The sequence below is a fragment of the Streptomyces fuscigenes genome (assembly GCF_021556455.1).
GTDB lineage: Bacteria > Actinomycetota > Actinomycetes > Streptomycetales > Streptomycetaceae > Streptomyces > Streptomyces fuscigenes.
Window position 1 is genome coordinate 1 of sequence record NZ_JAKGCV010000187.1, and the last position, 10,637, is coordinate 10,637.

General features: G+C 72.1%; 12 protein-coding genes. 4 read left to right on the top strand and 8 right to left on the bottom strand.

Annotation, left to right across the window (positions count from 1 at the left end):
- Nucleotides 1–481: 481 nt before the first annotated feature.
- Entirely contained in the window at nt 482–1,129 is a 648-nt protein-coding gene (locus L1885_RS16315; RefSeq protein WP_235797844.1) for a DNA-3-methyladenine glycosylase, read from the bottom strand.
- Nucleotides 1,130–1,261: 132 nt separating this feature from the next.
- On the opposite strand from L1885_RS16315, the gene L1885_RS16320 reads away from it, so the two are divergent.
- The 3 genes from L1885_RS16320 (at nt 1,262) to L1885_RS16330 (ending at nt 3,331) form a co-directional block, all read left to right on the top strand.
- Nucleotides 1,262–2,047, top strand: coding sequence for a sporulation protein (locus tag L1885_RS16320; protein ID WP_235797845.1), 786 nt, complete (start codon nt 1,262–1,264; stop codon nt 2,045–2,047).
- A gap of 66 nt (nt 2,048–2,113) precedes the next feature.
- The gene (locus L1885_RS16325; protein ID WP_235797846.1) at nt 2,114–2,653 is read left to right on the top strand and encodes a YbhB/YbcL family Raf kinase inhibitor-like protein; all 540 of its coding nucleotides are present in this window, start codon (nt 2,114–2,116) and stop codon (nt 2,651–2,653) included.
- 153 nt (nt 2,654–2,806) lie between these two features.
- On the top strand, nt 2,807–3,331 hold the full coding sequence (locus tag L1885_RS16330; RefSeq protein WP_235797847.1) for an HNH endonuclease: 525 nt from the start codon (nt 2,807–2,809) through the stop codon (nt 3,329–3,331).
- Between the two features lie 231 nt (nt 3,332–3,562).
- Here L1885_RS16330 and L1885_RS16335 read toward each other — a convergent pair whose 3' ends face one another.
- The 4 genes from L1885_RS16335 to L1885_RS16350 all read right to left on the bottom strand — a co-directional run bounded on the left by L1885_RS16335 (nt 3,563) and on the right by L1885_RS16350 (nt 7,060).
- On the bottom strand, nt 3,563–4,342 hold the full coding sequence (locus L1885_RS16335) for a sulfite exporter TauE/SafE family protein (protein ID WP_235797848.1): 780 nt from the start codon (nt 4,340–4,342) through the stop codon (nt 3,563–3,565).
- Between the two features lie 147 nt (nt 4,343–4,489).
- Nucleotides 4,490–5,467 (bottom strand): SPFH domain-containing protein, encoded by a 978-nt coding sequence (locus L1885_RS16340; RefSeq protein ID WP_235797849.1) that lies wholly within the window; start codon nt 5,465–5,467, stop codon nt 4,490–4,492.
- Nucleotides 5,468–5,601: 134 nt separating this feature from the next.
- Nucleotides 5,602–6,030, bottom strand: coding sequence for an NfeD family protein (locus L1885_RS16345; protein WP_235797850.1), 429 nt, complete (start codon nt 6,028–6,030; stop codon nt 5,602–5,604).
- Nucleotides 6,031–6,268: 238 nt separating this feature from the next.
- Entirely contained in the window at nt 6,269–7,060 is a 792-nt protein-coding gene (locus tag L1885_RS16350; RefSeq protein ID WP_235797851.1) for an ABC transporter ATP-binding protein, read from the bottom strand.
- Nucleotides 7,061–7,197: 137 nt separating this feature from the next.
- Between L1885_RS16350 and L1885_RS16355 the strand changes: the two genes are divergently transcribed.
- Nucleotides 7,198–7,980, top strand: coding sequence for an Rv1486c family protein (locus L1885_RS16355; RefSeq protein ID WP_235797852.1), 783 nt, complete (start codon nt 7,198–7,200; stop codon nt 7,978–7,980).
- 246 nt (nt 7,981–8,226) lie between these two features.
- Here the strand turns inward: L1885_RS16355 and L1885_RS16360 are convergent, their stop codons facing one another.
- The 3 genes from L1885_RS16360 to L1885_RS16370 all read right to left on the bottom strand — a co-directional run bounded on the left by L1885_RS16360 (nt 8,227) and on the right by L1885_RS16370 (nt 10,414).
- Nucleotides 8,227–8,496, bottom strand: a complete 270-nt coding sequence (locus L1885_RS16360; protein ID WP_235797853.1) for a chaplin — start codon at nt 8,494–8,496, stop codon at nt 8,227–8,229.
- A 117-nt stretch (nt 8,497–8,613) separates the two neighbouring features.
- Entirely contained in the window at nt 8,614–9,255 is a 642-nt protein-coding gene (locus tag L1885_RS16365; RefSeq protein ID WP_235797854.1) for a response regulator, read from the bottom strand.
- Entirely contained in the window at nt 9,248–10,414 is a 1,167-nt protein-coding gene (locus L1885_RS16370) for a GAF domain-containing sensor histidine kinase (RefSeq protein WP_235797855.1), read from the bottom strand. The genes L1885_RS16365 and L1885_RS16370 overlap by 8 nt, the downstream gene beginning before the upstream one ends.
- Nucleotides 10,415–10,637: the final 223 nt, after the last annotated feature.

The window sequence follows — 10,637 nt, forward strand, 5'->3', positions numbered from 1 at the left end:
CCCGACCCCACAAGGAGGCCAGATCGTCCGGCTTTAATGGACGGGGTATCAACATATCTGGCGTTGACTTTTAGCACGCTGTTGAGTTCTCAAGGAACGGACGCTTCCTTCGGATTCCCTTCCGGGGCTCCTCCGGGCTTTCCCTTCGGTATTTCTTTGTCCTGCTGGTCTTTCGTGTCCTGCTGTCTTGCGTCTCCGACTCTATCAGACTCTTTCGCGTCCGATTCCCCGTCGGTCGGGGTCCCGCTTTTGTCCTTCCGGCCCTTTCGCTCGGCCGTTCCGACGTTCCAAACTCTAGCCGATTTCCCCGGGCGACTCATAATCGAGTCATTCGCGAGCGATTTCCGGCATGCCGAAAACACTGCCCGTCAGGGGATTCGTTTCGAAGGTTGGTTGGCCGCTCCCGGGTCTGCCACAGGCAGCTACCCCGTTTCAGCGGCTCGGACTACATTACGCATCCGGGAGGCCCGGGTCAAGCGCGTCAAGACCGTCTCTTGCGTGGCACGTGGGCCCGGTAGGGGCTGACCGTGGGGTCGCCATCCACCCAGTAGCGCCACGGCTGGTGCGCCCCGCCGCCGCCCACTCCGGTACGGGGCCCGCTGCGTACCTGGTCGGCGGGGACGGGCACCCCCGCCAGCAGGGCGAGCGGGCTCTGCGGCCCGACGCACAGGTCGACCCCGTCCAGGGAGCGCTCGATGCCGAGGGCGGTCGCGAGGCGGGCCGGGCCTTTGGCCAGTTCCTTGTCGTTGCGGGCCGAAAGGCGTCGCTTCCTCGCGGTCTCCTCGCCACTGAGGACCTGGCCGGCGCGCAGCAGGACCCCGCTCGCGCGGCCCTCGGGGCCGCAGACGACGTTCATGCAGAACCACATGCCATACGTGAAGTAAACGTACGCGTGTCCGGGCGGGCCGAACATCACCGCGTTGCGGGCCGTGGGGCCGCGGTAGGCGTGCGAGCCGGGGTCGTTCCCCCCGTCGTACGCCTCCACCTCCGTCAGCCTGAGCTCGACGGTGCCGCCGGGTGTGGCGGCCACCAGGGTGCGGCCGAGCAGGTCGGGCGCGACCTCCAGCACCGGGCGGTCGAAGAAGCTCCGCGGCAGTGGCGTACGGTCGTCGTTTTCGATCTTGCCCATGGTGCACGAGCCTACCGGCGTCACCCGGACGGCCCGTCCTGACACGTGTCGCGGAACCGAGCGGGGGTGCCCGCACGTATGTAGGGGTCGTAGTGACCGTGTACCGCGCAACACGACACAGAGGGAGTGGAGATGGGCTTCAAGAGGCTGCTCGCCAGCATGGGGGCCGGCGGGGCTTCGGTGGAGACGGAACTGTTCGAGTCCAATGTGCTTCCGGGCGGTGTGGTCCAGGGCGAGGTCCGCATCCAGGGCGGGTCGGTCAGCCAGGCGATCCAGGGGCTCACCATCGGGCTGCAGGCACGCGTCGAGGTCGAGGGCCACGACGACCAGGAGTACAAGCAGAACATCGACTTCGCGCAGGAGCGCATCGGCGGCTCCTTCGAGCTGCAGGCGGGCGCGGTGCACACGCTGCCGTTCGGCCTGGAGATCCCGTGGGAGACCCCGGTCACCACCATCGAGGGCCAGGACCTGCGGGGCATGCACATCGGGGTGACCACCGAGCTGCAGATCGCGCGGGCGGTGGACTCGGGCGACCTCGACCCCGTCCACGTGCACCCGCTGCCCGCGCAGCAGGCGATCCTGGACGCCTTCATCCAGCTCGGCTTCCGCTTCAAGGCGGCGGACATGGAACGCGGCCACATCGCCGGGACCCGCCAGCGGCTGCCGTTCTACCAGGAGATCGAGTTCCACTCCCCCTCGCAGTACCGGGGGCTCAACGAGGTGGAGCTGACGTTCGTCGCGGACGACCGCGAGATGGACGTCGTCATGGAGATGGACAAGAAGGACGGGCTCTTCAGCGAGGGCCACGACACGTACCGGTCCTTCACCGTGGGTCTCGACGCCTTCGAGTCGACGGACTGGCCCGCGTACCTGCACGCATGGCTCGCCGAGGTGGGCGGCCGGCGCAACTGGTTCTGAACGCGGGACTACCCTCGGCACGTAGAGAGGTACAAGATCGAACAATCGAGACTCGGAGGTTCCGGCATGGCCGACGGACAGAGGGCCCCGCTCCCGCACGACTTCTTTCCCCAGGTGCCCTCGTTCAGCGTGTCCAGCGACGACGTCGCACCGGGCGCGACGCTGAAGGACGCCCAGGTGTACGCGGCGGGCAACACGTCGCCGTCGCTGCGCTGGGACGGCTTCCCTGCGGAGGCGAAGAGCTTCGCCGTGACCTGCTACGACCCGGACGCGCCGACGGGCAGTGGCTTCTGGCACTGGGTGGTCTTCGACATCCCGGCGTCCGTGACTGAGCTGCCGGTGGGCGCGGGCAGCGGTTCCTTCGAGGGGCTGCCGGCCGGCGCGGTGCAGGCGCGCAACGACTACGGGACGAAGGACTTCGGCGGTGCCGCGCCGCCGGCCGGTGACCCCGCGCACCGGTACGTATTCACGGTGTACGCGGTGGACACGGAGAAGCTCGGCCCCGACAGCGACGCCAGCCCGGCGTTCGTGGGATTCAACCTGCGGTACCACACCCTGGGCCGCGGACAGCTCATCGGCGAGTACGCGGCACCCGCGGAGAGCTGACCGTTTGCCCGTTGTTTGCCCTGCCCTGGTCTATCGGTGATCGGGGCGGGGCATTTTTATTGTGTTGTCCACCCCGGCGCGCCCGGCCAGAGTTGATCCGAGCCGAACGGCCCTCAGCACGGGGCTGGGCCGGCAACACGGGAGGTGGGCGGGATGCGGGACACGCTGGTGCTCAACGCGAGCTTCGAGCCTCTGTCGACGGTGACGCTCCATCGCGCGGTCGTCCTGGTGCTCCAGGACAAGGCCGTCGTCGAGCAGGCACACCCGGGGCTGCGCGTGCGCGCGGCGGCCATGGAGCTGCCGGTGCCGCGGGTGATCAGGCTGTGCCGTTACGTACGCGTGCCGTTTCGAAGACAGGCACCGTGGTCGAGACGGGGTGTGCTGGTGCGCGACCAGCACCGCTGCGCCTACTGCGACCGGCGGGCGTCGACGGTGGACCACGTGACGCCGAGGTCGCACGGCGGCGGCGACACCTGGCTGAATACGGTCGCCTCGTGCGCCGAGTGCAACCACCGCAAGGCCGACCGTACGCCGGAGCAGGCGGCGATGCCGCTGCTGCGCGGCCCCTTCATACCGTCACCGGCCGACGCGATGCTGCTGTCGCTCCGCTCGGGCGAGCGCTCCGAGCTGCCGGACTGGCTCGCGGGCGGGGTCGCGGCGGCGGTCGGCGCCGCGTAGGCGGGCCGGTATCGACGTGGGCGTACCGGTGCCCGCGTGCCGTGCGGGGCCGGCGCAGGCCGGTGCAGGGGCGCGAGGTCACTGTCGTGTGGGGCCCGTTCCCGGTGTTCCGGGGACGGGCCCCGCTCCGTTGGGGCACGCCCGCACGTCGGCGGGCGTGGCCCGCGCGCCGGTCGCTGGGCGGACGCGTCGCGGGTGCGGCCGCGTCCCCAACCTCACAGGGCACTACACCTACCGCAGCAGGAGCTGCACGATCGCGGCGACGCCCACGACGAGGATCGCGGCGCGCAGGGCGGCGGGCGGCAGGCGGCGGCCGATCCGGGCGCCGAAGTGGCCGCCGACGGTGGAGCCGAGGGCGATCAGTCCCACGGCCGTCCAGTCGAAGTGCGCGGCGAAGAGGAAGAACAGCGCGGCGACGGAGTTGACGATCGTCGCGAGCACGGTCTTGACCGCGTTGAGGCGCTGCATCCGGTCGTCGAGCAGCATGCCCATGAGGGACAGGTAGAGGATCCCCTGTGCCGCGGTGAAGTAGCCGCCGTAGACGCTCGCGAGCAGCAGCGCGCCGATCAGGACCGGGCCGCCGTCCCGCGCCGCCTCCTCGCCGTCCGCGGTGCCGCGGCGGGCGCGGTGGCGCTGGACGGCCGCGGAGATGCGGGGCTGGAGCACGACGAGGACGAGGGCGATGCCGACCAGGATCGGCACGATCGTCTCGAACGCGGTGGGCGGCAGGACGAGCAGGAGCACGGCGCCGGCCAGGCCGCCGACGAGCGCCGCGGTGCCCAGCCGCAGGACGCGGCGGCGCTGGCCGGCGAGTTCGGCGCGGTAGCCGAGGGCGCCGCTGAGCGTGCCGGGCACCAGGCCGAGGGCGTTGGAGACCGTGGCGGTGACCGGTGGGACTCCGACGGCCAGCAGCACGGGGAACGTGACCAGGGTGCCGGAGCCGACGACGGTGTTGATGGCGCCGGCCCAGACGCCCGCGAACAGGACGCCGAGCATGTCCCAGATGGTCATGTTCTCCGTTCGGGGCGGGACTTCGCGTGGACGTCCCGGCCCGGGGCGGTGCGTGGCGGCGGGCCGGCCCGGCCTGCCCCTTCTGCCCGGCGGGCCGGGCCGAACCGGCCCCGCGGGGCGGGCGGTCGGGCCGGCCCGCCGGCCGGATCAGCCGAGTGACTTGCCGCCCGCGTCGGGGCTGCCGCCCTGGCCGGGCACGCTTCCGGCCCCCTGCTGCCCGCCCCTGTCGCTGTTGTTGAAGCCGGGGATGCCGGGGCCCAGGTTGCCGAAGGCGCCGCTGAGGCCCTTGAGGGCGTCGCCGATCTCGCTGGGCACGATCCAGAGCTTGTTGGCGTCGCCCTCCGCGATCTTCGGCAGCATCTGGAGGTACTGGTACGACAGGAGCTTCTGGTCGGGGTCGCCGGCGTGGATCGACTCGAAGACCGTCCGGATCGCCTGGGCCTCGCCCTCGGCGCGCAGCGCGGCGGCCTTGGCCTCGCCCTCGGCGCGGAGGATGGCGGACTGCTTCTCGCCCTCGGCGGTGAGGATCTGCGACTGCCGGATGCCCTCGGCGGTCAGGATCGCGGCGCGCTTGTCCCGGTCGGCGCGCATCTGCTTCTCCATCGAGTCCTGGATGGAGGTGGGCGGTTCGATCGCCTTGAGTTCGACGCGGTTGACGCGGATGCCCCACTTGCCGGTGGCCTCGTCGAGCACGCCGCGCAGGGCCGCGTTGATCTCCTCGCGCGAGGTGAGGGTCCGTTCGAGGTCCATGCCGCCGATGATGTTGCGCAGGGTGGTGACGGTGAGCTGCTCGATCGCCTGGATGTAGCTGGCGACCTCGTACGTGGCGGCGCGTGCGTCGGTCACCTGGTAGTAGATGACGGTGTCGATGTTGACGACCAGGTTGTCCTGCGTGATGACGGGCTGCGGGGGGAACGGCACGACCTGCTCGCGCAGGTCGATGCGGTTGCGGATCGAGTCGATGAACGGGACCACGATGTTCAGGCCCGCGTTCAGCGTGCGCGTGTAGCGGCCGAATCGTTCGACGATGGCCGCGCTGGCCTGCGGGATGACCTGGATGGTCTTGATCAGGGCGATGAAGACAAGCACCACCAGAATGATCAGGACGATGATGATTGCTGCCATCGTGTTCCTCGGGCCCTTCGCCGACGGTTAGTCCGATGATCGAGTTTCCCAGACCGGGCGTGCAACCGGGGACGGTTCACGCGGGTTGGCCGGTCGGGGTGGGGTCGGGCCGCGCCGGGCGCGGTCCGTGGGGGTCACATGATGACCGCTGTGGCGCCGTCGATGTCGACCACGTCCACCTCCTGCCCCGCTTCGAACGTCCGGTCCTTGTCGAGGGCGCGCGCGGACCAGGTCTCGCCGGCGAGTTTGATCCGGCCTCCCCGGTGGTCCACCCGTTCCAGGACGAGGGCCTGACGGCCCTTCAGCGCGTCGACGCCGGAACGCAGGCCCGGCTGCTGCCTGCTGTGGCGGGTGGCGATGGGCCGTACGACGGCGATGAGCGCCACGGACACGACGGCGAACACGACGACCTGGAGGACGACTCCCCCGCCGAGCGCCGCGGTCACGGCGCCCGCGACGGCGCCCGCCGAGAGCATGCCGAACTCGGGCATGGCGGTGATCACGAGCGGGATGCCGAGACCCACCGCCGCCACCAGCCACCACACCCACGCGTCGATGTCCACGCAGTCATCGTAGGGCGGGGCCCGAGGGTCCGGACAGGGTGAATATCAGGTCACTTGCCGGGGGTTGGGGTTCCCGGGGACGCGGGAGGGCGCCCGAGGGGCGTCGCGGGCGCGGCCGGCGCGGGTGTACCGGGATCGGCGGCGGCGCGTGAAGCGGGCGGCCCCGGTTCGGACTCGGGGCGGCAGGCGGCGGGCCGGCACCCGCGTACGGCACGGCGCGACGCGGTTCGGCAGGGCGTCAGGAGAGGGGCAGGCCCGTCGCCGTCCAGCGCTGGCCGTTGCGCTCGACGACGAGCGGGAGGCCGAAGCACAGGGAGAGGTTGCGCGATGTCAGCTCGGTCTCCATCGGGCCCGCGGCGAGCACCTTGCCCTGCCGGATCATCAGCACGTGCGTGAAGCCGGGCGCGATCTCCTCGACGTGGTGCGTGACCATGATCATGGAGGGGGCGAGGGGGTCCCGGGCGAGTCTGCCGAGACGGCGGACGAGGTCCTCGCGCCCGCCGAGGTCGAGGCCGGCCGCCGGCTCGTCGAGGAGGAGCAGTTCGGGGTCGGTCATCATGGCGCGGGCGATGAGGGTGCGCTTGCGTTCGCCCTCGGACAGGGTGCCGAACCTGCGGTCGAGGTACTCGGTCATGCCGAGGCGGTCGAGGAAGGCGAGCGCGCGCTCCTTGTCGACCTCCTCGTAGTCCTCGTTCCAGGTCGCGGTCATGCCGTACGCGGCGGTGAGGACGGTCTGGAGCACGGTCTGGCGCTTGGGGAGCTTCTCGGCCATCGCGACACCGGCCATGCCGATGCGGGGGCGCAGGTCGAACACGTCGATCTTGCCCAGCTGCTCGCCGAGGATCTTGACGCTCCCGGTGCTCGGGAAGAGGTAGCTGGAGGCGACGTTCAGCAGGGTGGTCTTGCCCGCGCCGTTGGGGCCGAGGATGACCCAGCGCTCGCCCTCCTTGATCGACCAGGAGACGTCGTCCACCAGAGCGCGCCCGTCGCGGACAACGGACACGTCCACCAGATCCAGTACATCGCTCATGAGTGCGCCGTCTCCCCATGCAATCGTCGTGGGCCCCAGGGTGCGCCGGTACGCGCAGCTCCAGGAGAAAACCTACGCCACCGGGGAGATGCTCCGGCTGCGAGGGCCGCCGCGGCCGGGCCCGTAGGCTGGGGCGCATGCACTCGGAACCACGTTCAGGACGGCTGGCCTCGTGGGGCAACGCCCTGTTGGCCGGTCTCGCGTCGCCGGACGACGCCGCCCTCGCGATCGTCGGAGACGACGCGGTGCACCGTGTGGCGGGGCTGCCGGGCGAGCCGGGCCCGGTGGGCCTGACGCTGGCCCTGGGCCGTCTGCGCTCGCTCGGGGTGGGCGGCTACCGGGTGGCGCTGCCCGCTCCCGGCCATCCGCTCGGGCTGAGCGGCCCGCCGGACTTCAACGCCCGGGCGCTGGAGGCGGAGGAGGCCGTGGTCGCGGTCGGCGCCCCGTACGGGCTGGTGCCGGAGATCACATCGGTGGGGCCCGAGGGGGACCTGCACGTGGAGGTCGTCTGGCACTGCCTGCCGGTGCGGGAGGCGCCGCCGGCGGACGTGCCGTCGCTGGGCGAGGCCGAGCGCGAACTCGCCGAGGCGCTGCGGGAGGCGACGGACGTCCTGTCGCAGCTCGACGTCGCGGCGTCCGGTCCGGTCGCCGAGGCGGCGCTGGACGCGTACCGCTCGCGGGCGTCGCGCGACGGCTCGCTGCTGGCGCCGGGCTATCCGGCCCGGGCGGCGCGTGTGCTGGAACTGGCGCGGCGCGTGGGGCTGATGGTGTCCCTGGCGTACGAGACCGGGGACGGGGCGGCGCACAGCGCGTCCGCCATGTCGGCGCGGGTCTCGGCGCTGCGGCCGGTGGAGCGGGTGGCACGGCGGGCGAAGGTGGCCGCGTACAACGCGTACGTGGAGGAGCGCGAGCGCCGGTAGGGGCGTCGGGCACCCTGCCCGCGCCCTTCGTCGGCGCGGCAACCGGTCAGGGGCGGGACGGGAGGCCCGTGCCGCGCGGGTCGGCGGGTCCGTGTCGGCGGGCGGACCGGCGGGCGGGTGGGCGGCGCACGTGAAGCACCCTCCAGACCCGGGCGGGTGCTGGAGGGCGCAGGTGTCCGCGGGCCGTCCTCGTGCGGACCCGGCGGCTCGGCCGCCGGGTCCCGCCGGGGCGGGGACGGGCGTCCGTCAGAAGTTGACGCCGTGGTTGCCGAATGCCGGGTTCAGGAGGCCGATCACGTTGACCGTGTTGCCGACCACGTTGACCGGGACGTCCACCGGGATCTGGACCAGGTTGCCGGAGCCGACACCCGGGGAGTGGACGGCCTGGCCCGAAGCCTGGGCGTGGGCGGCGGGCGCCGGGGCGCCCTGCTCGCACGCGGACGCGGCGCCCGCGCCCGCCGCGACGATGCCACCGGCGATCATGGTGAGTGCGGCGGCCCTCTTCAGGTTCTTCATTTCGGGATTCCTCCTCGTACGTCCGCGGCGCTGCGCCGCGGCACGCAAGGAGAACGCCCAGCCGGTCCTACGGATACGCCGAGTGGGTGACATACACCCGACAGTATGAATCTCGGATCAGCGGGTGACGCCGTGCCGGACCGCCCAGAGGGCCGCCTGCGTGCGGTCCGCCAGGTCCAGCTTCATCAGGATGTTGGAGACATGGGTCTTGACGGTCTTCTCCGAGAGCACCAGGGCGCGGGCGATCTCGCGGTTGGAGCGGCCGTCGGCGATCAGCGCGAGCACCTCGCGCTCGCGCTCCGTCAGGGAGGTGCCCCGTCCCTGGCCGCCCCCCTGCTCGTCCTGGGCGAGCAGCGCCTGGGCGACCTCGGGCTGCAGGAGCACGTGGCCCGCGTGCACGGAGCGGATCGCGTCGGCGAGGGCCTCGGGGTCGATGTCCTTGTAGACGTAGCCGGAGGCGCCGGCCCGCAGGGCGGGGACGACGGTGCGCTGCTCGGTGAAGCTCGTCACGATGAGCACCTTCGCCGGGTTGTCCTGCTCCCGCAGCTTGCGCAGGGCCTCGATGCCGTCGGTGCCGGGCATCTTGATGTCCATCAGCACCACGTCGGGACGGAGTTCCTCGGTGCGGGCGACGCCCTCCGCGCCGTCGCCGGCCTCGCCGACGACCTCGATGTCGTCCTGGATCTCCAGGAACGTGCGCAGGCCCCGCCGTACGACCTGGTGATCGTCGACGAGCAGCACGCGGATCGGGTCAGCCACCGGGCACCTCCATGGTGATCGTGGTGCCCGCTCCGGGCGCCGAAGTGACGGTGAGCCTGCCGCCGACGCCGCTCGCGCGGTCGCGCATGGACACCAGGCCGAGATGCCGGCCCGCCCGGCGGACGGCGGACGGCTCGAAGCCCTTCCCGTCGTCCGTGACGCGCAGGACCACGCCCGGGCCGTGCCGGGCGAGTTCGACGCCGACGCGATCGGCGCCGGAGTGGCGCAGGGCGTTGTGCAGCGCCTCCTGCGCGACGCGCAGCAGCGCTTCCTCCTGGGCCGCCGGGAGTGCCTTGAGGTAGGGGGCGTCGAGGCTGACGCGCGCCGAGTGGGCCCGGTCGAGGACCTTGACCTGCGTACGCAGCGTGTTGACGAGGCCGTCCTCCGCGAGTGCGGCGGGCCGCAGCTCGATCACGGCGGCGCCGAGTTCGTCGGCCGCCTCCGCGGCGAGGGCCGCGACCTGCTGGAGCTCGCCCTTGGCGCGCGCCGGGTCGCGGTCGACGAGCTTGGCCGCGGCCTGCGCGGTCAGCCGCAGCGAGAACAGCTTCTGGCTGACCGCGTCGTGCAGCTCGTGGGCGAGCCGGGAGCGCTCCTCCGTGATGGTGAGCTCGCGGCTGCGTTCGTACAGGCGGGCGTTGGTCAGGGCGATGGCCGCGTGCTGGGCGAGGATCGTCAGCAGTTCCTCGTCCTCGGCGGTGAAGCCGCACGACGCGCTGCCGCCCCCGCCCTCTGCGGGGCGCCGCTTGTTGGCCAGGAAGAGGGCGGCGAGGGTCTCGTCGCCGTCGCGGACCGGCAGGCCGAGGAAGTCGGACAGCTCCGGGTGGGTGCGCGGCCAGCCGCCGAAGCGCGGGTCGCGGCGCACGTCGTCGAGGCGTTCGACCTTCTCGTCGTGGAGCATCGCCGCGAGGATCCCGTGCTGCCGGGGCAGCGGGCCGATGGCCTTCCACTGCTCGTCGCTCACCCCGTCCACGACGAACTGGGCGAAGCCCCCGTGGTCGTCGGGGACGCCGAGTGCGGCGTACTCCGCGTCGAGCAGCTCACGGGCGGAGGCGACGATCGTCTTGAGGACGTCCCGCACCTCCAGGTGCCTGCTCATGGCGAGGAGCGCGGTGCTCACGGCCGCGAGGCCGGTGCCCGTGGATCCCGTGGTGGGAGTCATGTGTTCACCGTACCGGCGCGCGGACCTGCCGCGTATCGGGCGCGGGCCCCGCCGGCGGGGGTCCTGCGGCCTAGGCCGAAATGCCCTCGGCCGCGGGCCCTGCGGACCGAGGTGGCGGGCCTTTGTCCCCTCTTACTGTGCGGGCATCGGCGCGGCCCGTCCCTCCGGGGCGCACAGGCGCCGTCGCGGGCCGGCGCGGCCCGCGGGCCACGCGGACCGGCCG